Here is a 20,351-nt window from a genome sequence, read left to right as displayed (position 1 = left end):
GTTCGACCGGCATCGTCCCCGGTGACGCACGGACGTCGACCAGCAGTATGCAGCGTATGCACATCGAACAAGGGGAACTCAGGACGCGCACAAGCGTAGCGAATCGAACATCAATGCGTCAGTCACGCGCACAGCCTTCGACACCGTCAGCGAAGCTGATACGCACGCAGCCGTGCCGACCCTGAACACGTTACACGCGTGCTCATTCGAAAGACATGCACACAACGGCACGAACGCTTTACGCACGCGATTGACACCTGAACGCGAAAGCATCACGCACGGGTTACGCATCCTTTAACGCACAGGCATGCGCATGCCGTTTACTCCAGAAGGAAGACCTCTGCGCAACGCCTTTGCTCACCCATTCGCACATGATGGTGCAGGGCCTGAACGGACGTTTACGCGGCGACGGGAATCTTAACGCAGAACGTTTACGCGGGGCGACAAAATGCGCACTGAAAACACGGTATTGCAGGATAGGCTATCGCCGGTTTTGGGCGTCATGTGCAACGCACTTCTACTAGATGACCATGGTCGCGACCTCAGTAACCTTTCGCTTGCCAACAAGCGCCCTCCCATCGACGGAAATTCCGTTGCGTATTCCGGTAATGTGATCGATCAGATCAACGAGAATATGGCGAACTGTATTCGTGGCCACCGGAATAGCTCGCCGTCTCGAGCGGAGTTAAGGAGCTGAGAAGTCGTCACAGTTATGCCATTTTGGGATTCTGCATAATTCTTTTTATGACAAATTTCGGATAGCTAATTTATGTTGACCTGAAAAACTGTTCCCGCTTCTCGCAGAGCTCTGTTTCTGACCTGCACACCTCGTCCTGCGGATGGTGGCAACGGGACACCGGAAGGCTTCGGCGCGCGCATGGGATGGCACGTCGGTCAGGCATCGCCAGCCTAACTCCTCAGCCCGTCGTTGCAGCGTGCCGAGCGGTCTGTCGGCGGTCTGCTCTGGCCCAACGCAGGGTCCGCCAACGCGATCACTGCCCGCACGGCGGTTTGCCGCTGGTGCCGAAGCTGTTGCTTTTTTCATCGCCCCTTCGCCATCGATTACGTTTCCCGCTGTCAACTTCTGCACCTTCACGTCCCCGGACAGGTTCTGCCGATCCTTGCCTGTCGCAGACACGTCGGCAACGCGTTCCTGTAATTGTGGCTTCGAGTCTGTTGTCGGATTCGGATGCTGGTTGCATTATCCCGGGCGCGGTTTTATCCGGAGACCAATGCGCGTGCCGGAGTTGTCGACCGCGGCCACAATCTTCCTCGGCTTCGAGCGTTTTCCAGTCTCGATGACGTCGCTCTCGCCAGCTACGTCGCTCGGCGCGATCTGCATGTCGACATCCTGGCTCCCCACGCACTTCATCTGTTCGAGACCTTGTTCGAAATCGCGCAGATTCAGCAGGTCATCCTCTCGTGCGGGCAAGCGCCGACTTCCACGAGTTCGCGTCTGCGTTCGACGCAGTGTGCGCCCACTGACGGACGACCGATTATTCGGCATTCGCGGAACTCGCCGGATTGGTTTCAGCCGTCGTCGCGGACGCCTCTTTGGGCGGCGCTTCTTCCTTGATCTCATACGATGGGTCGCGCACCCATCGGCTCACATCCTTTGCAATTGCAACGGTCGTACGATCGAGAATCGAACAGCTTCCCTTGAACGCGCCCCAGACGCCGCCGACCGACCAGCGGTTAATCTTCGTGTGACGGGTGAGCTTGCCGTCTTCAATCAGATCCGCAGTTACCGTCGTAGCCTTGGGTCCGCTCCATGCGCCTCCGCCGACACCCAATACGTGGGTGATCTGCAATCTCAGAATCTTCTGATCGCCTGCATCTGTTTGCGATGCGATGGTGCCGTCGCCGGTTCTGTTGATCCTGCGAAGTGCGTCGCTGACATGGCGCGTTAGCATGTCTTCGATGTGGCATTCGTTCTTGATCTGGTCAACTACGCTGGCGTCCGGAGCGTAGGTGACTGGGGTTTCCAGTAACACCTGACCGGCGGCAAACGCGGAAGTGGTTGACAGGCAGAGGCCGATGAGGAGAAGGCGTTTCATAGCGTGATCGATTGAGGTTGAAAAAAGAACTGCACCATGTTCACCCACATGTCCGATCGGATCGGCTGACTGGATCTGGGTGTTTCTCGTTAAAGTCGTCGCGTATTGATCTTCCCGAATTCCGGTTTCGCGACTAGTTTGCTGACAGGCCATTCCAATCCATGGCATCCGTCAGGTTCGTGACTACGTGATTAGCCAATAAAGTTTCGGCATCGGGACGCCATAACGTCTGGGAATCAACGGACGACGCCAGAGCAGCAAAGTTCGGTGTGGCACCCAACTGGATCAATTCGGTGCGCATCTGGGCAGCGTACGCAAACAGGTTGGCGACGGTCAAAGGGGCCATGATCGGACTGTGAAAGCCCAGTGAACCAGAGCGGTGCAGGACACGGCGAGAACTCGACATGAAGATCAGCGTGCACGCGCTATCGCATTCGGTCGCGACAAACGTCGCAAGCTGGCGATCCTTTACAGCATTGCCGGCAATGCGCGCTTCATCCAGAAGACCGCCTGGACCAGAGATCTGCACAACGCGAAGCATTGGGTGCACCGAAATGGCAGCGGCAATCGCGTCGCCCGATCCGCGTACCAGGGTGCCGCGGACATATAGCCTGGTGCCCTGGACATCCGTCGTGACTGACAACTTTGGCATGTTTTCGAGCGTACGATACAGCGCAAGCTCCTGGGTCACGGTGCCGACGTTAGCTAAAAAGGTGAACGCCGCGGCAAATGCCCCGAGCACAACAACGACCTGTGCGCAACGAGCCCAGAAGCGCCGCCCCGTATCAGCGATATGCCTGCGCGCCGAACGCCATATTCCCAACCCGAGCCATATATACGTCAGCAGCACGAGTTCAATCAGCAGGATCAGCCAGACGTCCAGTCGATGCGCAACCACGGGTCGCATACGGACGAGTGCCATAAGCACAATCAGCAATACCATGCGCGGCAGACCATTTAACCAGTAACTGACACCAAGCGAGTACCACCCACGCCAGTGCCTTACGATCCACCGCAGTAGCCAGAAACGCGGCAACTCGTGCAGTGGCAACTGATTGACTGGTGAGACAACCGGTTCGGCCTTATATTCAATGCCCTGTCGGAACGCCTTCTGTCGATGCGCAAGCTCGCGCCCCTCGACTTCTGCCGGGCATTCACATTGCGAGCAATGGCGACCATCGTTTGATGTGCCGCAGACCATGCATGCCCATGTGTAGCTATTTTCGTTGTTCTGCTTCAATTGCGACCCCGTTGTGTCATTACGCCAATCGTGCTGCCCGCGCTCACGCTGAGCTTCTCCCATGCGTCGACGTACCGGTATTTCGGCACGTTCGCCACCGCCTCGTCGCAACGCAACAGCATCCGTCCAATCGCCGGCACGCACTCAGCCGGCAGCCGCCAGTCGCGCCCCGCGCCGGCAGCCTGGATACTTTCGTCCAGCGCCGCCTGGACCCCAGCAACAGCGCGAGATCGGCGTCCGCGAAGCCCGTCCACATATTCATGTGTTCGTAATCCCTGGTGAGTCTAGAACCGCGTGCCTGCGTGGCAACCGCCGAACGCAGCGCTGTTGGTCGCCGATGCACCGCAGCCGAACAGGCCGCATCCGCCAAGCACGGATAAAGCGCAAACCAGTAGTGCGGCCACCACGAATTTTCGGAATTGCATCGTCGGCATCAGTGGTGGATTGGAGCGGAAGTAAATATAAGCGTGAGTACGACGTGAAGGAATCCCCACGAGAACAGAATCGCGACAATCAGACCGGCCATGGCCGAGAGCACTGTCCATCGAGGCTCACGTCTTTGGGCCGTGTATGCGTCCTGTGCGACCGGCTGACTGCGGAACACGCCCTTCAGATCGCCGATGCCGGTCGTGCATTCACGCTCGTTCATGATTTTCCGTGCCCCTCTCATGTGTGTCCGGTGTCACCCGCCGCGCCGTCCTGGGCACGCCGCGTCGCGATTCACCGGCCCGTCGAAATCCAGTTCCGGGGCAATTCCATCGTCTGGATCCTCTACTTCGGCACCGATAATCTCAAGGCGCCCAGTGCGTTCAACGAGCGCCCGACGCATGGAGAAGAGCCGCCCGCAGCCGATGCAGTGCCATACGCGCTGGCCGTTGCGCCTGGCTGTGCCCGTACGGCCGCAGAAAAGGCACGGCGTGTCTCGCGTCGGCGTGGTACCAAGCTGCACGCGCGCGCTCAGGTTGCCATCCGGTTCCAGCTGGTCGGCCCAGCGGGCGAACTTGTCGCGCCACATCCGGATGTGTGTTTCGTCGGTCTCGAAGATGTCCGCGACCTGTGCGTATGGCAGCGGCAGCGACAGATACCGGATCAGTGGCCGGAACCGCCTGGCGCTTATCATGTACGTCTTCGAAAACGGTGTACCGGTGCGACGGTTGAACACCCGGTGACAGGTCCGGCATTCGAATGCCGACAAACGGCGGCTCGGATGGGGCGCCATCTCGTACGTGTTCCGGCTGTCGCAGTACGCACATCGTGGCGCCGGGCCTCCCTTTACGTACAGGTCGTCGTACTCCGACGTCAGCCGCCGCGTTAGCGTGAGGTCCTCGGCAGCACCGGTCTCCGCGACGGCCAGTGATGTGGGCCGTACCTCGGCGCGACGTCCCCCGAGTCGCACGCGGGCTTCCCATTTGCCAGCCGGATCGAGCTCGAGAAGCCAGCCGCGAAATGTCTTGACCAGTTCGCTGACGTGGACGGGTAACTTCCCCAGCAGATGGCCGGCCTCGGTACAGTTGAGTGGTTGCGGCAACAACGGAACGAATCTTTCGATGTGCCCGAGAAGTCGGCCATCCAGCGGCGTGCCCTGCAGGCGCGTGTATTTTTTTCCGCATGCGCTGCAGCGGTATACCGGCAGGCGATAGCCGCCGAGTCTGGGACGGTATCCGTCGATGACGATGGAGGTTCCGGCGCAACGTACGCACGGCGGCCGCGGTTCCGGGTCCGAAGAAACGAGCGCGGCAATCCGCAGATCCAGAAACGCGATCAGTTCGCGGTCTCTCACCCGGCTTCTGCCCTTGCTATCCTGATTGCTAACTGGCTTCATGCCGGCGACCTCAATCCGAGGCAAACCTGCGGCTCCATACCGCCCGCAGGGGCGAGCATCAGGCGGTGCAGTTCCACGGGCCTCATTCTATGCCTGGCGCTCCGGGTCAGCCGGAGGCCCGTCGAACAGACAGCCCAGCGCGGCAAACTCAGCACGGCTGATCTGATCAACGTCAATCGTTCCCAGACGCTTTTCGATGAGACGTCCGTAGAGCGTCGACAACAACCGCTCCTCGCGCGCGCCGTCAACACTGTCGTGGTACAGGCGGGCGCGACCGTAGTGTTTGCGCCAGTGGTGAATGGCCCGCTCAATCTGGGCCAGAGTAAAACTCCGCATCTGTCCATACATCCTTTCAAAAGCGTCTGCGCCTGGGCGACGACGAAACGGTTCGCGACGGGGCGTCATATTTCATCGGTCACCAGCTGTCATCGGGTCGCGCCTCGCACTCCAGGTTCAGCTTTCCGTGCGCCACGGGGTACACCGTTGAGATGCATCGTCCGCCGCGCGACTTCGCCAGATCCTGCATCCTGTCCATGACGGGGCCCACTCTTCACGCGCGCGCGCCTGCCTGATGCTGGCATCCAGCTGCTCGAGTTCACGCCGCAAGTCATCGACCGGTCGCGACGTAGCGTCCAGAGCGCGCCTCCTCCTCATTCCGCGCCCTCCCACTGGGCGAGCAGATCGGCCGGAATTGCCCGCACGACCTCTGCATAACGCTTGCCGACGAACTGTTCGGCCCGCCTGAGCAGCACCGGGATCGGGCTACTCGGTTCATGCTGCTCGAACCACTGACGCGCCTCGCGGATCAGTCCAAGCGCGGCGTGGCGATCAGCCACAGCCGCCCCCCGCGAGCGGCCATGCACGGGCGCCAGGTCTGCCGCGCCCGCGTCGCGCACGGTTGGGCACGCATCCAGCGCAGACTCCTGCCCGTTCGCCACACCATCGCTGGACTGCACAGGATCGGCTGCGATGTCCCTGCCCTCGTCGTTTGCCGGCGGATCCCGCCGCTGCGGGTTAACGAGATGCCGCAGCAGCCGGGCAAGCGCGGACAGATCCGGCGCGTAGACGTCGAGGTGTTCGCGGCACCATCCCTCAATCGTGGCCAGACTCGCAAGCGCCTTGTCGAAACCTGCCATCGCAGCCGGTTGCTGCGCGCGCAGATCCTCCAGCTGGCGGGTAACAGAGTCGGGTGCGAGTGCATCATTCGGGCGCGGATGGCCGAACGCGCGTTCGACGTCGCGCACCTGCAGGCGGGCGGCTGTCGATTTCGTAAGCGCGATCTCCCGCACGTCGGATAGCAGGCCGTCGGTGTCGGTCAGCGCCTGCAGCGCGTTCATGCGGATTTCCAGCGCCGCATCGCGATCGGCATCCGCATCCGGTTGCGGATGCAGTGCATCCGGAAACGCCGTGAGCCACGCGGCCAGCAGTCCGGTACCCTCCGCGAGTCCCGCCGCGCCGGCCAGCCGTGTGCGGCACCGCGTGAAAAGCACCGCCAGACGCATGTCCTTGCTGCGCATCATGAGCCGTCGGCAGTCGCGGTCGATGTCGCTCCAGTTGACAGGTTCGGGCGATCCGACAAAGTCGCCGTACTGGGCTTCGGCCTTCGGCGTAACCTTCGCCGACAGCACGACGAATTCGGGATCGTATTCAAGATCGGCGCCACACGACGCCGCGGCGTCCACCGGCGCCATCCAGTCGTGGGTCGCCGCGCCCCCTGTCGGGCCCTTGGTCGAATCCCTGAGTTCTGCGGACTTTTGCGATGCGTGTTTTCTGTTGCTCATATCTGTCCTTGCACTGCGTGTGCCTCTGGCGATCGTGCAGCCTTGCTGGCCAGCATCCTGGCGTAACGCTCAGGTTCGAATCGCATGCCGACCACCGGCTTGTCCGTGGGCGAAGGCCCCAGCCACCCGGACCAGCCGAGCCGCTGGGAGCCGCCCATGGCCGCCGGCGTTGCGCTTTTCGCCTTGATACGCAGCTCCAGTTCCCAGACGAACTCGTAGCCAACAAATGCCCTGACCCATTCGATTAGCTTCGGCAGATCGGCGCCCTGCGGCGTGAAGCGCAGGTACTGGTCGAGATCGAGCGGCCCCATGACGATGCGGAATCTGTTCTGCCGGTCGGGAACCCGCGTGCCGGGCAGTGCGTTCCCCATCGTGGCCGCCGTGCCGGGTTTGCCGAGGTAACTGCAATCCGTCTCATCCAGTTCGATCCAGTGAAATACATGTTCCTCGATTGCAACCGGCACGTCGAAGTACTGCTCGAGCGTCATGCGCAGTCCGTCCGGATCGCGCGCTTCACGCACCAGATGCGCCGATGCCGCGAGGCGCGCGTGCGCGGGCAGAGGACGATGATTGATCTCTCGGGTGTCGAGGCCCGTGAGGCTCGCGACGTAGAACGAGAAGCGCTCGTTGCCGGGCCGGTCGAGTCCCGCGGTCGCCTGTGCGGAGGCCCACGCGCGGTACAGCAGCGCGAGATACCTGTGATGGAAGATGTCGAGGAAATTGACGAGCGTCGTGTCGCGCCGGCTTTCCTCGCGGTCTCGCGCAATCTCCGTCACGTGAATGGGCAGTGGTCCGTTCGGGCCGAGTGCTCCGAGGCCGAAGAGGCGGATCTTCAGCCTTCCGTTCGTCTGACCGACGCCTGCGATTTCGCGTGGCGCAAAGGTCAGGCTTGGTTGTTGCCCGAGGCGAAACGGCTCCGCTTGCGGACGCCGCGCGGTGCCAACCACATCGATCCGTGGATCAGCGCCGATGCGGCGCAGCAGCGACAGGAACCCGTAGCGCCACGGCTCGTCCTGCAGGCGCTCGACGAACTCCGGCGAGAGCGTGGTCTCGCGCACGACGGTCCTGAGCGACGCCCGGTCCATCAGGCGATCCCTCGCGTGCCCATGCGCACTGGCCAGCGCGCGACGCGCCCGCGCTGCATGGAGTGCAGTTCGGTCTGCGTGAAGGTGTTGATCGACACGTGCCGGGCCAGATAGTGCTCAAGGATCAGCCCGAACAGGTACGGGCTTGTGCCCGAGAACCCGGCTTCGTCGACCGTCAGCGCGCACTCGATGCCGCGGCCGAACACGAGCGGACCGTTGCCCGGCAGCTTGCGCGTCACGGGTTGGGTCTTCACGCCCACGAGGCTCTCAACCTGCCGCTGATGTTCGGCGTCATCGCCCGTCAGGAAGAGCCGCAGCAGGTCCCGCAACCCCTGCCCGCCCGCGCGGTGATCGAGATCATCGAACGGCAGATAGTTGAAATTGAGCTGCCGGATCAGCCGCCAGGCCATCTCGCGCTCTGCATAGGGCGCTTTCGGCGCCGTGGGCGCCCGGATCAGGCCGATGCTCTCCAGCGGCGCGGACCGGGCCAGCTTCAGGTCGCGCACACCGTCGCGCGGCACCAGGCTCGGCAGGTCACGGTTCGTCACCAGCGCATCGACCGACAGGAACCGGATGTGCTCGCTATAGGGCGCCTCGTTCTGGTCCACCAGCGAAACGAACATCTCCGTGCCAATGTACGGCGTGCGCGTACCGTAGCGGCGCGCCGAGTCCGACATGAGCCGGCGCTCGCGACGTGTCGAGAAATACCGTCCGTGATTGCCCTCATCGTTGTTCAGCGTCTGGTAGAGCGGCCGGAATTCGAGTTCCTCCGAAGTCTCCGCGACCTGTCCGATCATCGTCCCGACGGAAAACACTTCGTAGTCGAGTGGCGTGAGACGGGCCGGTACAATCCGGAACTCGGTCTCCTGTGCCGACAGCTCGATGCGGTCGGTGTGCTTCGGAAAGAGGTTGATGACCGGCGTGCAGAAGAGCGCAAAGCGCGACGCGTCGACCAGATTCGCCAGCCGCTCGGTTGACTGGTCGAGCAGCACGACGATTTCGACCTCGCGCCCGTTGACCTGGCGCAGACCCTTCTCGAGGCCGGTCAGCGCGAAAAAATAGAAGCGGCTCGGGCACGCGAAGTATTCGTGCAGCAGGTTGTGCCCATGAAACTTCGACCAGGCGAGCGGCAACAGGCCCTGATCGGTACCGAGCCCTTCATGGGCAATCGCGTTGGCGCTCACCGAATGCAACGGCCGGCCCAGCGTATTGAATTCACCGGGCGCCGCGGTGATCGTTGCGACCCCCGCCGTGTGCAGCAGCTCGAAGAGGTGTGACGCCACCTGTTCGTCGCCCGCCAGATACACCGGCAGACGGTCCAGCCCCTCCAGGTCGGCAATGCGCGCGTCGCCCGTCGTGCGCAGCTTCAGGCGCAGCGCGCCACGCACTTTTGCATTCGCCGGCACGTAGCGATCGAGCGCGGGAATGTCGGGCGGAATGCCAGTCAGTCGCGCCTCGGTGATCTCCAGCGGCCAGAGCGTGACGTCCTGGCCGCTGCGGAACTGGCATGCGGTCTTCTCGCCATCGGGCACGCGTGCAGTCAACGCGGTGCCGCGCGCGATGCGATAGCCTCTCGCGAGACTGCCTTCGGTGCGGCCGGGATAGAGGCGCGCGACCGCCATCGACGGCGTGGGGGCGACGTAGTTTGGGTAGACCACTTCAAGCAGCCGCCCCGTAAAGCGCGGAAACTCCGCATCGAGCTTGATCTGCATGCGCGCGGCCATGAAGCAGAACGACTCGATCAGGCGCTCGACATACGGATCAGCCACTTCGCCGGCCTGCATGCCCAGGCGTCGCGCGATCTTCGGATGTGCCTGCGCGAACTCGCCAGCGAGTTCGCGCATGTAGATCAGTTCCTGGTTGTAATAGTCGAGCAGTCGTGGATCCATCGGTGGGCTCTCTTTGCTTTTCTTGTTGTCTCGCTGTGCAGCGGCGCCGCTCAGCTAACGCTCAGCCGGTGCGCATGCCGGTGATGTTGACCTGACTGGTTTCCAGATCGAGGGAGCTCTGCACCATGAACTCAAGCGGGTACGGATCCATCCGGATCATGCCGCGTACCTCGAACGACAGGATGTTGTAGCGGTTGTTCGCGTCGAGCGCGGTCAGGGGCGATACGGTCAGCGAGTCAGGAATCAGGCGCGGCTCGAAATCCCCGATCGCGCGACGGACGATCCGCTCAATTTCCACCCACCTGCGCGACACCATGAAAGCGCCGGCCAGCGGTGGCACTCCGAAGTTCACCGTTGACGCGGCAGCGTGCGGATAGCGTTCGCGGTCGATCTGGTCCTCGATACTGGTCGTGTTCAGCAGGAACGCGAGATCGCGCTGGACGATGTCGCGCATCTGCGTACGTGTCACCGCGTACTCGCCGGGCGCTTCGCTTGGTCGCTGCGGCGCTTCGTCGCACAGGCGGTCGAGCAACGTTGGCAGCAGATGTGTGTTCGCGCGTCGAGGCGCGGCAGAGCCGGCCGCGCCATCAGACCCGGGGCGACTGTCGGGACGGTTGCCCCGTCTACCATGGGGGTTCGCCTCAGGCCGATCCATTGCCACCGTCCTGTCGCACCGGTGCGCGTTGCGGTGCAGTCTGCCTTGCGCCGCTGCCTAACTCGCAGGCGTCCAGTTCGAACAGGCCGAACTCCCCCGCACTGGTCGTCCATGTTTTCTGGCCAAGCGCGATCACGCCGGTCCGGCCCACATCCTGCCAGCGCGTCCTTCGGCCCAGGCGCAACGCGTCGCATCCGTCATCCGGCTCGCCATCCCCTGCACCGGCTTCCCCGCAACCCCGGCTTCCGAACCCGCACCTTCTGAACCCGGGTAGCGCGCCGGCATGAAACCGCGCACCGCAGTGCCATCGACCAGCGTCAGCGCACAGGGTGCCCACACGAGATCAATAAGTTTTGTGGGGACCGCGATCTGCCATGCGGCAATATCAGAGAACGGCAGCCACCGGTAGTGCCCCGCAGTCACGATTTCGCACACCGGACCCAAACGCGAGTCGCTGTCGGCGACCCAGTCGAACAGGAAGCGCGACGTGCGCGCGTTGACGAGCGGTGCCTGATCAAGGGCGCGCTCGCGCGCCCGGTCGGCGTCGTCGACCTGACCGTTGGCCGAAAGGCGTAACGCCTCGATAAGTCCCTCCACCCACAACGGCGGTTCGAACACGAACCCGGGCCGTTCGCGACCGGCAACGACTTTCGCGCGCCAGCGCTCGGCACGAATCAGGTCGCGGTAGGCCTGAGCGGCCTGCGCCTCGTCAGGGCTGAGCTGCGCATACACCTGCAGCTGCTGGATGGCGCGCGCCCATTGCCCCATTGCGCACAGCACCTGAAACAATGCCCAGCGGTGAGTGGCCGTCGTGGGCTGCGCGCGCACGCGCGCTTCAATGCGCGCGAGCCTTGCCTCGAGCGGCATGTCGTCCAGTGAAGTGGCCGGTGTTTCCTGGGAGGCATCTGCCAGGGACGAAGCAGCGGAAGAAGAAGCTGTCATGATGGGTCGTGGCGTGGATTTGAATCAGGCGCCGGGATTGGGCTGATGGGGCTCATCGGGCTATCGATGCCGAGCGAATGGTGCTCGCGCCGCGCAAGCGCGGGCGGCAGCGCGGCTGGGCGACGCGAAGCCGCGGCGTGGTATTCGGCGGGGGCAAAGAGCCGCAGTATCTCCGGGACCGGCTCGCTATCGGTTAGCCAGCCCAGCCCGGACATGTCGCCCTCACTATCACCCCCGACCAGCGGGCCGAAGACGTCTTTCAGGACACGCGTGCCCGACAGGAGCGCTTCAATCGACCCCACGTCTGTCGACTCCCGCCCCGATGATTCCTGCCGCCGCGGATGATCCTCATGCGCATCCATCGACGGGTCGCCCGCGACCGGTGTCGCCCACTGCGCGGCCCAGTTACCGGCAAGCGATGCCTGCGGATCGTCAAGTGCCCGGCAATACTGTTCGTGCAGGGTCTGGATCAAGTCTTGCGCGCCAGTCATCTCCGCTTTGGCAGGGGCGCGACTGTCACGGGAGCGCCGGGCGGCACCGCCGTCGTCCGTGACAGACGAGCCGATCAGGCCAAATACAGCGTTATCGCCACGCAGATCTTCGCCGCCATCGTCCAGCCCGTAGCCCGTTGCGAGGTGCGCTTCACCATCGACCGGCGCCCCTGGGCCCCGATCGTGGTCGCCGGATTCCTCCGCACCGTCCGCGTCGCCCAGCCGCATGAGCCCGGTTGGTTCGGAGTACATTTCGATCGGCTGGCGGCGCCAGAGCAGCGTGAAGGTGCGCATGACCGTATCTGGTTAATCAGGAAAAGTTTATTTTAAACACGAGTGACAACAGTTCGTCCATCGACATTCTGGTTAATTGGCGCATTAAGTCGGTGGCAATAATTTTGAGATAAAAATCATTAATTGTCAGGAATAGTCAAACTTCACAAATATTCACAATTCGACCCAGTTGCTTATGATTTTTCACCGTGGATTTCGAGACTTGTCCCGTTGACACAAGGCGTTATACCGCCTATACGCAGGCGCGACCAGGGTCGAAGCAATCTGAAGCAGGAGCATGCGACGATTTTCTCGAACTGTCGAGGGACTTGATGGTGGTCCTGACATTCTCTGAGAATTTACCGACAGCTTATCTGTTGACGAACGCCCCCAATCATGAGATTAATTCGGTCCAGATCAAATTGATTCGTTTAAAACGTCGAATACGGCCAATGCCATGTACCGGGCGAACGCGGACGATCTGAGCAGGCATGAAAGGACTCCGAACCAGTGGCGCCAGGCAATGGGAGCCAGCAGTGCGGTACCGCAATCGTGAACAACAAGACACAGGGCATTTTTAATGACGATTTCGCGCCAGGCGCTGTTCGGCAAGCTCGGGGCCACGCTCTACCGCAGCATTGAGTCGGCCACCTCGTTTTGCAAGCTGCGTGGCAACCCGTACGTGGAACTGATCCACTGGCTACACCAGTTGCTGCAGATGAACGACAGCGACCTGCACCGGATCATCCGGCACACCGGCATCGAGCGTGACGCGCTCGAGCGTGATCTGGCGCGCGCACTTGCGGCGTTACCGGCGGGCGCGAGTTCGATCAGCGATTTTTCGCATCACGTCGAACTGGCGATCGAGCGCGCGTGGGTCCTCGCGACCCTGGGCTACGACGACCGGCGCGTGCGCGGTGCGTGGCTCACGGCCGCGCTCGTGAAGACACCAGAACTCAGACGCGTGCTGCTTTCGATCTCGCCGACGTTCGGCAGGATTCCGGTCGATGGCCTGGATGACGTGCTGCCCGCGTGGATCGACGGCTCGCCCGAAGCGGTCGATGCGCCGTATGACAACAGCGATTTCTCTCCCGCCGTGCCGGGCGAAGCGTCGTCTGCCCTCCCCTCGGCCGCGAAAGGTACATCGCTCGACCAGTTCTGCTCCGACTTGACCGCAAGGGCGCGCGACGGAGACATCGATCCGGTGGTCGGTCGTGAACTCGAAATCCGCACGATGATCGACGTGCTGCTGCGCCGCCGGCAGAACAATCCGCTGCTAACCGGCGAAGCGGGTGTCGGCAAAACCGCCGTCGTCGAGGGCCTGGCGCTCGCGATCGCTAACCGGGACGTGCCGCCAAGGCTTGCCGACGTGCGGCTCATGAGTCTGGATGTCGGCGCGCTTCTCGCCGGGGCCAGCATGAAGGGCGAGTTCGAGGCGCGGCTGAAAGGCGTGCTCGAAGCGGCGGCGAAGTCACCGGTCCCGGTCATCCTGTTCGCCGACGAAATCCATACGCTGATCGGCGCCGGCGGTCAGGCCGGTACCGGAGATGCTGCAAATCTCCTGAAACCCGCGCTCGCGCGCGGCACAATCCGTACGATCGGTGCGACGACGTGGGCAGAGTACAAGCGACACATTGAGAAGGATCCCGCGTTGACCCGTCGGTTCCAGGTGCTGCAGGTGCCAGAACCCGGGGAACCCGCCGCGATCGACATGGTGCGTGGTCTCGCGCAGACGTTCTCACGGCACCACGGTGTCGTCGTGCTGGACGAAGCGATCCGTGCGGCTGTGACGCTCTCACACCGCTATATTCCCTCGCGTCAGCTGCCGGACAAGGCGATCAGCCTGCTCGACACCGCCTGCGCGCGCGTCGCGCTTTCCCAGCACGCCGCACCGCGCGAATTGCAGGACATCCGCCAGCGCCTTCTGGCAACCCGCGTCGAACTTGATCTGCTTGGGCAGGAAGCGCGTATCGGCCTTGATGCGGACAAGGCCCTGGCTGCCGCACACGCCCGTATCGATGCGCTCGTGACCGAAGAGACCGCCGTTGAGGCGCGCTGGAAAGAACAGGTGGCCGCCGCGCAGGCGCTGCTCAGCGCACGCGAAGCGGCTACAGCAGCGGACGCCGGTTTGCCAGACGCCGACGTTGCGGCAACGATCGACCGGCTGCGCGAACTCGAGCGCTCGCTCGCGAGCCTGCAAAGCGACCGGCCGTTCGTCTTTCCGGAAGTCAACGGGGCGATCGTCGCGGACATCGTCTCCGACTGGACCGGTATTCCGGTCGGCCGCATGGTCACCGACGAAGTGGCGGCCGTGCGAACCCTTCCCGACACGCTTGCGGCACGCGTGATCGGCCAGACCGATGCGCTGCGTCAGATCGGCGAGCGTGTACAAACCGCGCGCGCGGGTCTGACCGATCCGAAGAAACCCCTTGGCGTGTTCTTTCTGGCCGGTCCCTCGGGCGTGGGCAAGACCGAAACCGCGCTTGCGCTCGCCGAGGCGCTCTACGGCGGCGAACAGAACCTGATCACGATCAACATGAGTGAGTATCAGGAAGCCCATACGGTCTCCGGTCTCAAGGGCGCCCCGCCGGGCTATGTCGGCTACGGCGAAGGGGGTGTGCTCACCGAGGCCGTGCGGCGTCGTCCGTACGCGGTCGTGCTGCTTGACGAGATCGAGAAGGCGCACCGAGATGTGCACGAGATGTTCTTCCAGGTGTTCGACAAGGGCTACATGGAAGACGGCGACGGCCGCTACATCGATTTCCGCAACACGACGATCCTGCTCACCAGCAATGTCGGCTCGGAGCTGACCGCAAGCCTGTGTGCTGACGCGTCGCTCGCGCCGGATGCGGAAGGTCTGCGCGAGGCGCTCACGCCCGAACTGTTGAAGGTCTTCCCGGCTGCATTTCTCGGACGCGTGACCGTCGTGCCGTACCGGCCGCTCGCGGACGCGGCGCTTTCCCGCATCGTGCGTCTGCACCTCGACCGGATCGTGGCGCGTATGGCCGGGAGCCACGAGATTACGCTCACGTACAACGCCGCCGTGGTCGATTACATCGTTGGCCGCTGTCTGGTGCATGAGACCGGCGCGCGCGTGCTGATCGGTTTCATCGAACAGCATGTGCTGCCGCGACTCTCGGCGCTGTGGCTCGATGCGTTCTCGTTGAAACAACCACTCACGCACATCGGCATCGATGTCGTTGATGGGACCGCTCCGCCGGCCGCAGCGTTTATCTTCCGGGCCGCGCATACGGATGACCCGGCGCAAGCCCCAGCAACCGCATGTCCCCTTCCCGTTGAGCAGGTTGACTGAACCCTGCCGCCCCTACCCATTGTTCACCACCGTTCACGGAGACCATCCATGTCCGCTTCCAGCAGTTCGCAGAAATTCATTGGGCGCAACCGTGCGCCGCGTGTGCAGATTGAGTACGACGTCGAGGTCTACGGCTCGGAAAAGAAGGTCGAGCTGCCATTCGTGATGGGCGTGCTCGCCGACCTGTCAGGCAAGTCCGTCGAGCCGCTGCCGGCGGTGGCAGATCGCAGCTTCCTCGATATTGATATCGATAACTTCGATGAACGGATGAAAGCCATCAAGCCGCGCGTCGCATTCGCGGTAGCGAACACTCTGACGGGCGACGGCCAGATGATGGTCGACATGACCTTCGAGAGCATCGAGGACTTCTCGCCGGCGGCGATCGCCCGCAAGGTCGAACCGTTGCGGAAACTGCTCGAGGCGCGCACGCAGCTGGCGAACCTGCAGACCTACATGGACGGCAAGTCGGGCGCCGAGACCCTCGTGAACCAGTTGCTGCAGGACCCGGCGTTGCTCAAGTCGCTGGCGGCGGCACCAAAGCCGCAGCTGCACGGGAACGCGGATGGCGCGGACGACGCAGCAGACAACGAAACTGCCGCGCACTGAGCCGGAACAGTCCACACCGAGGATAGTAGACCATGGCAAAACAGCAGACACACCAGCAGACACAGGCGGGCGCCCCGCAGGCGCAGACGCATTCCGACTTCACAAACCTGCTGACGCAGGAGTTCCGGCCGAAGACCGAGCGGGCCCGCGAAGCCGTCGAATTCGCGGTGCAGACCCTCGCCGACCAGGCCCTGCAGCAATCGGCCACGATCAGCGACGACGCGTACAAAAGCATCGCCGCGATCATCTCGCAGATCGACCACAAGCTCTCCGAGCAGATCAACCTGATCCTGCATCACGAGGACTACCAGAAGCTCGAATCCGCGTGGCGTGGGCTGCATCACCTCGTGTCGAACACCGAGACCGACGAGCACCTCAAGATCCGCTTCATGGACGTGTCGAAGGACGAGTTGCGTCGCACGATGCGCCGTTACAAGGGTCAGGCCTGGGATCAGAGCCCGCTCTTCAAGCAGATCTACGAAGAAGAATATGGCCAGCTCGGTGGCGAGCCGTACGGGTGCCTCGTCGCCGACTACTATTTCGACCATACGCCGCCGGACGTCGATCTGCTCGCCTCGATCGCAAAGGTTTCCGCTGCCGCGCACACGCCGTTTATTTCCGGCGCGGCACCCTCGGTGCTGCAGATGGAATCATGGCAGGAACTGGCCAATCCGCGCGACCTGACGAAGATTTTCACGCAGAACCTGGAGTACGCGTCCTGGAACTCGCTGCGCAATACCGACGATGCCCGATATGTGGGTCTCGCGATGCCGCGCTTCCTGTCGCGCTTGCCTTATGGCGCGAAGACGAACCCGGTCGACGAGTTCGATTTCGAGGAAGACACGCAGGGTTCGGACCACCGCCGCTATGCGTGGGCCAATGCGGCCTATGCGATGGGCGTGAACGTGAACCGTTCATTCAAACTGTATGGCTGGTGCTCGCTGATCCGCGGCGTCGAGTCGGGCGGCACGGTCGAGAACCTGCCGTGCCACACCTTCCCGACCGATGACGGCGGTGTCGACATGAAGTGTCCGACCGAAATCGCGATTTCGGACCGGCGCGAGGCGGAACTCTCGAAGAATGGTTTCATTCCGCTGATCCACCGCAAGAACACCGACCACGCGACCTTCATCGGCGCACAGTCGCTGCAAAAACCCGCCGAATATCACGACGCGGATGCCACCGCGAACGCGAACCTGTCGGCACGTCTGCCGTATCTGTTCGCGTGCTCGCGCTTTGCGCACTACCTGAAGTGCATCGTGCGCGACAAGATCGGCGCGTTCAAGGAGCGCGAGGACATGCAGCGGTGGCTCAACGAATGGATCATGCATTACGTCGATGCGGATCCGGTCAACTCGTCGCAGGACACCAAGGCTCGCCGGCCGCTCGCAGCTGCCGAAGTCGTGGTCGAGGAAGTGGAAGGTAACCCCGGCTACTACCAGGCGAAGTTCTTCCTGCGCCCGCACTTCCAGCTCGAAGGCCTGACCGTGTCGCTGCGCCTTGTCGCGAAGCTGCCGTCGATCAAGGAAGCCGCCTGAGCCAATGCAGGCTGGAGTCCTCGTTTGGCCGGAGGCTGCGGCGCATGGTACGGCGGGCCCCCGGTTGTTTCATTCATCAACATCAAGGAGTAGATAGATGGCTCAGGATATTTTTCTCAAGATTGACGGCATCAACGGCGAGTCGCTGGACGACAAGCACAAGGACGAAATCGAAGTCCTGAACTGGGACTGGGAAATCAGCCAGGAGTCGTCGATGCACGCCGGCAGCGGCGGCGGTGCAGGCAAGGCAACTGTCGCGGATCTGACATTCGAACACGGGATCGACCGCGCGAGCCCGAACCTGATGAAGTACGCGCTGACCGGCAAGCACATCGATCAGGCTGTGCTTGTCATGCGCAAGGCAGGCGGCAATCCGCTCGAATACCTGAAGCTCACGATGAGCGACGTGATCGTCACGCGCGTGAAGCCGTCGGGCAGCAAGAACGACGCAGAGAAGAGCCTTGAAAAGGTGTCGCTGTCGTTCGCGAAGGTCAAGCAGGAATACGTCGTGCAGAATGCGCAGGGTGGTAGCGGCGGCGCTGTGACGGCCAGCTTCGACATCAAGGGCAACAAGGAAGCGTAACGTTTGTTTCGCCCGTTGTAGTTCAGCCCGGTGCCGGCGCGTTCGCGCGGCCGCACCGGGCTTCCACAGTCTGACAACCTTCGTGCACTGCATGCCCCGAATGCGCCTGATCCGCTCCGTCACTGCTGTTGCTGCTATTGCGTCTTCGCTCGTGCTGGCCGCGTGCGCGAGCGGCGATCCGAAGCCCAAAGAACCGCTCCGGCTCGACGTGACGGCAAACGCCGCTGCCACGGTCAATCCAGACGAGCAGAAGCGTGCGGCGCCCATCATCGTGCGCATCTACGAACTGAAGACCGACGGCGCGTTTAACGCAGCCGACTTCTTTACGCTGCAGGACAAGGACAGGACGGTACTGGCCGACGACCTCGTCAAGCGCGACCAGTTCCAGTTGCGCCCCGGCGAACATGTGACGATCACGAGAACCGTCGATCCGGCGACCACGACGCTCGGCGTCCTGGCCGCATACCGGGATTTGCCGAATTCCGTGTGGCGCGCGGTCTACGCGTTGCCCGCCACGCCCGACAAGGCGTGGTACCGCTTCTCGACACCGAAGCTGAAACTGACGATCACGCTTGAGGCGAACGCGATCAAGGTCACCGAGGCTCCCAGATGAAACAACTCGCAAACATCGCGCGGGAACAATCCGTGCAGTCCCTGCAACCGGTCCAAAGGCGCGCATGAGCTGGTATAACAAGGTCACGTGGTGCGATGGCGTGCTGTTTCGGACCCCGCAGTTCCAGCAGCAGGAACGCTATCTCGAGCACTACGCGCACAAGCGCGCGGCGCCCCTCTCGCCATTCTTTTTTGGCTTCAGTCACTACGGCCTGGATATCGAGGCGCTCGCGCTCGGCAAGGTGATCGTGAAGTCGGTGGCCGGCGTCTTTGCTGACGGCACCCCCTTCGACGCCCCGGGCAGCACGCCTCCGCCGTCTCCGCTCACGATCCGGCCGGAACACCTGGACCAGGTGATCTACCTGGCGGTACCGGTGCGTGTGCCCAACGGCGAGGAGACGACCTTCGATGAGGCGTCGGACTCGCTCGCGCGCTTCTCCGTCTTCGACGTCGAACTGCGCGACACCAACTCGATTGGCATCGGCGCGCAGGACATCCAGCTATCGAGACTCAGGCTACGGCTCGTGCCGGAGAAGGAACTAACCGGCGCGTGGATCGGACTGGCAGTCACGCGCGTGAAGACGATCCGCGCCGACGGCAGCATCGAACTGGACGACACGCTGGTGCCGCCGGTCGCGGGCTACGGCGCGAGCGATCTGCTCACGAGCTGGCTCGCGAAAATCCATGACCTCACGCGCCTGCGCGCGAACGCGCTCGCGCAGCGTCTGACCGGCGGCGACGGTGTCGCCGGCATGGCCGCCGAAGTCTCCGACTATCTGCTGCTGCAGACGCTGAACCGCTACGAGCCGCTGCTGCAGCACCTGCGCCGGGTGCCGACCACCTCCCCTGCCGATGTCTATGCGCTGCTGCTCGGCATGGCCGGGGAACTGTCGACCTACGTGCGCACGGAAACGCGCCGGCCGCTTGATTCGCATCCCGCCTACCAGCACACGACACCGCATCTCTGCCTGAAGCCCGTGGTCGACGACACCCATCGCCTGCTCAATGCGGTGCTGGTGCGCAGCGCGCAGAGCATTACGCTCTCCGAGCAGGGGTACGGGATGCGCAACGCGGTGGTCGATCCGGTCGAGATGCAGGGCTTCACGGCCGTGGTGCTCGCCGTGTCCGCGCAGATGCCGCCCGACGTGCTGCAGCAGCAGTTCGTCGCGCAGGCGAAAGCAGGCCCCTCCGACAAGCTGCCGCATCTCGTGCGCGGCCATCTGCCAGGGCTTGCGCTGCAGGCGCTGCCGGTGCCGCCGCGGCAGATTCCGTTCAACGCCGGTTATGTCTATTACGAGCTCACGCGCAGCGGCCCCCTGTGGGACGAGATCGCGCGGCACGGCGGCTTCGCGCTGCATGTGGCCGGCGAGTTTCCGTCGCTGAAGCTCGAACTGTGGGGTGTGCGCGGATGACGGCCATCGGCTGTCCGATTGCCAATCGACGCACAGGCGTGTCATCAATGGT

At 63.0% G+C, this 20,351-nt stretch carries 16 protein-coding genes and 2 pseudogenes; 6 read left to right on the top strand and 12 right to left on the bottom strand.

Features of this window, described 5'->3' with window-relative positions; translation table 11 throughout:
* Positions 1 to 1,234 precede the first annotated feature (1,234 nt).
* The 12 genes and pseudogenes from BUE39_RS35700 to BUE39_RS27760 form a co-directional block, all read right to left on the bottom strand.
* Positions 1,235 to 1,423 (bottom strand): annotated as a pseudogene (locus BUE39_RS35700) (POTRA domain-containing protein); the annotation flags it as partial.
* Between the two features lie 73 nt (positions 1,424 to 1,496).
* Positions 1,497 to 2,057, bottom strand: coding sequence for a hypothetical protein (locus BUE39_RS27810; RefSeq protein WP_073431887.1), 561 nt, complete (start codon positions 2,055 to 2,057; stop codon positions 1,497 to 1,499).
* Between the two features lie 133 nt (positions 2,058 to 2,190).
* Positions 2,191 to 3,297, bottom strand: a complete 1,107-nt coding sequence (locus tag BUE39_RS27805; RefSeq protein WP_143032008.1) for a hypothetical protein — start codon at positions 3,295 to 3,297, stop codon at positions 2,191 to 2,193.
* A gap of 433 nt (positions 3,298 to 3,730) precedes the next feature.
* The gene (locus BUE39_RS34970; protein ID WP_073431885.1) at positions 3,731 to 3,946 is read right to left on the bottom strand and encodes a hypothetical protein; all 216 of its coding nucleotides are present in this window, start codon (positions 3,944 to 3,946) and stop codon (positions 3,731 to 3,733) included.
* Positions 3,947 to 3,979: 33 nt separating this feature from the next.
* Positions 3,980 to 5,119, bottom strand: coding sequence for a DUF746 domain-containing protein (locus tag BUE39_RS27795; protein WP_084561505.1), 1,140 nt, complete (start codon positions 5,117 to 5,119; stop codon positions 3,980 to 3,982).
* Positions 5,120 to 5,206: 87 nt separating this feature from the next.
* Positions 5,207 to 5,455, bottom strand: a complete 249-nt coding sequence (locus BUE39_RS27790; protein ID WP_073431884.1) for a DUF3717 domain-containing protein — start codon at positions 5,453 to 5,455, stop codon at positions 5,207 to 5,209.
* Between the two features lie 314 nt (positions 5,456 to 5,769).
* The gene (locus tag BUE39_RS27785; protein WP_073431883.1) at positions 5,770 to 6,900 is read right to left on the bottom strand and encodes a type VI secretion system protein TssA; all 1,131 of its coding nucleotides are present in this window, start codon (positions 6,898 to 6,900) and stop codon (positions 5,770 to 5,772) included.
* Positions 6,897 to 7,985, bottom strand: a complete 1,089-nt coding sequence (gene tssG, locus BUE39_RS27780; protein WP_073431882.1) for a type VI secretion system baseplate subunit TssG — start codon at positions 7,983 to 7,985, stop codon at positions 6,897 to 6,899. Before tssG ends, BUE39_RS27785 begins: the two co-directional genes overlap by 4 nt.
* Positions 7,985 to 9,874, bottom strand: coding sequence for a type VI secretion system baseplate subunit TssF (gene tssF / locus BUE39_RS27775; RefSeq protein ID WP_073431881.1), 1,890 nt, complete (start codon positions 9,872 to 9,874; stop codon positions 7,985 to 7,987). Before tssF ends, tssG begins: the two co-directional genes overlap by 1 nt.
* Positions 9,875 to 9,935: 61 nt before the next feature.
* On the bottom strand, positions 9,936 to 10,529 hold the full coding sequence (tssE, locus tag BUE39_RS27770) for a type VI secretion system baseplate subunit TssE (protein WP_073431880.1): 594 nt from the start codon (positions 10,527 to 10,529) through the stop codon (positions 9,936 to 9,938).
* Positions 10,516 to 11,396 (bottom strand): annotated as a pseudogene (locus tag BUE39_RS27765) (type VI secretion system accessory protein TagJ). Before BUE39_RS27765 ends, tssE begins: the two are co-directional and overlap by 14 nt.
* 71 nt (positions 11,397 to 11,467) lie before the next feature.
* The gene (locus BUE39_RS27760) at positions 11,468 to 12,256 is read right to left on the bottom strand and encodes a TagK domain-containing protein (RefSeq protein WP_090518846.1); all 789 of its coding nucleotides are present in this window, start codon (positions 12,254 to 12,256) and stop codon (positions 11,468 to 11,470) included.
* 559 nt (positions 12,257 to 12,815) lie between these two features.
* On the opposite strand from BUE39_RS27760, the gene tssH reads away from it, so the two are divergent.
* The 6 genes from tssH to tssK all read left to right on the top strand — a co-directional run bounded on the left by tssH (position 12,816) and on the right by tssK (position 20,299).
* On the top strand, positions 12,816 to 15,548 hold the full coding sequence (tssH, locus tag BUE39_RS27755) for a type VI secretion system ATPase TssH (protein WP_073431879.1): 2,733 nt from the start codon (positions 12,816 to 12,818) through the stop codon (positions 15,546 to 15,548).
* A 48-nt stretch (positions 15,549 to 15,596) separates the two neighbouring features.
* On the top strand, positions 15,597 to 16,154 hold the full coding sequence (gene tssB, locus BUE39_RS27750; RefSeq protein WP_073431878.1) for a type VI secretion system contractile sheath small subunit: 558 nt from the start codon (positions 15,597 to 15,599) through the stop codon (positions 16,152 to 16,154).
* Positions 16,155 to 16,186: 32 nt separating this feature from the next.
* Positions 16,187 to 17,692: a type VI secretion system contractile sheath large subunit gene (gene tssC, locus BUE39_RS27745; protein ID WP_073431877.1), complete on the top strand. Its 1,506-nt coding sequence runs from the start codon at positions 16,187 to 16,189 to the stop codon at positions 17,690 to 17,692.
* A 97-nt stretch (positions 17,693 to 17,789) separates the two neighbouring features.
* Complete coding sequence (locus tag BUE39_RS27740; RefSeq protein WP_073431876.1) at positions 17,790 to 18,275, top strand: Hcp family type VI secretion system effector; 486 nt, start codon at positions 17,790 to 17,792, stop codon at positions 18,273 to 18,275.
* 109 nt (positions 18,276 to 18,384) lie between these two features.
* Positions 18,385 to 18,888 carry a type VI secretion system lipoprotein TssJ gene (gene tssJ / locus BUE39_RS27735; protein ID WP_073431898.1) on the top strand — a complete coding sequence of 168 codons (504 nt, stop codon included), beginning with the start codon at positions 18,385 to 18,387 and terminating at the stop codon, positions 18,886 to 18,888.
* 64 nt (positions 18,889 to 18,952) lie between these two features.
* Positions 18,953 to 20,299 carry a type VI secretion system baseplate subunit TssK gene (gene tssK / locus BUE39_RS27730; protein WP_073431875.1) on the top strand — a complete coding sequence of 449 codons (1,347 nt, stop codon included), beginning with the start codon at positions 18,953 to 18,955 and terminating at the stop codon, positions 20,297 to 20,299.
* Positions 20,300 to 20,351: the final 52 nt, after the last annotated feature.

The organism is Paraburkholderia terricola (assembly GCF_900142195.1).
Lineage (GTDB): Bacteria > Pseudomonadota > Gammaproteobacteria > Burkholderiales > Burkholderiaceae > Paraburkholderia > Paraburkholderia terricola.
Note: the sequence above shows the minus strand (reverse complement) of the source record. Positions and strands in the feature narration are given on the sequence as shown.

What these genes read in the sequence shown, in the direction of transcription:
- tssF (WP_073431881.1), bottom strand. Translation starts at nt 9,874, where the DNA reads ATGGATCCACGACTGCTCGACTATTACAACCAGGAACTGATCTACATG.
- BUE39_RS27740 (WP_073431876.1), top strand. Translation starts at nt 17,790, where the DNA reads ATGGCTCAGGATATTTTTCTCAAGATTGACGGCATCAACGGCGAGTCG.
- BUE39_RS27790 (WP_073431884.1), bottom strand. Translation starts at nt 5,455, where the DNA reads ATGCGGAGTTTTACTCTGGCCCAGATTGAGCGGGCCATTCACCACTGG.
- BUE39_RS34970 (WP_073431885.1), bottom strand. Translation starts at nt 3,946, where the DNA reads ATGAACGAGCGTGAATGCACGACCGGCATCGGCGATCTGAAGGGCGTG.
- BUE39_RS27785 (WP_073431883.1), bottom strand. Translation starts at nt 6,900, where the DNA reads ATGAGCAACAGAAAACACGCATCGCAAAAGTCCGCAGAACTCAGGGAT.
- tssE (WP_073431880.1), bottom strand. Translation starts at nt 10,529, where the DNA reads ATGGATCGGCCTGAGGCGAACCCCCATGGTAGACGGGGCAACCGTCCC.
- BUE39_RS27795 (WP_084561505.1), bottom strand. Translation starts at nt 5,119, where the DNA reads ATGAAGCCAGTTAGCAATCAGGATAGCAAGGGCAGAAGCCGGGTGAGA.
- tssC (WP_073431877.1), top strand. Translation starts at nt 16,187, where the DNA reads ATGGCAAAACAGCAGACACACCAGCAGACACAGGCGGGCGCCCCGCAG.
- tssG (WP_073431882.1), bottom strand. Translation starts at nt 7,985, where the DNA reads ATGGACCGGGCGTCGCTCAGGACCGTCGTGCGCGAGACCACGCTCTCG.
- tssB (WP_073431878.1), top strand. Translation starts at nt 15,597, where the DNA reads ATGTCCGCTTCCAGCAGTTCGCAGAAATTCATTGGGCGCAACCGTGCG.
- BUE39_RS27760 (WP_090518846.1), bottom strand. Translation starts at nt 12,256, where the DNA reads ATGCGCACCTTCACGCTGCTCTGGCGCCGCCAGCCGATCGAAATGTAC.
- tssH (WP_073431879.1), top strand. Translation starts at nt 12,816, where the DNA reads ATGACGATTTCGCGCCAGGCGCTGTTCGGCAAGCTCGGGGCCACGCTC.
- BUE39_RS27810 (WP_073431887.1), bottom strand. Translation starts at nt 2,057, where the DNA reads ATGAAACGCCTTCTCCTCATCGGCCTCTGCCTGTCAACCACTTCCGCG.
- tssK (WP_073431875.1), top strand. Translation starts at nt 18,953, where the DNA reads ATGAGCTGGTATAACAAGGTCACGTGGTGCGATGGCGTGCTGTTTCGG.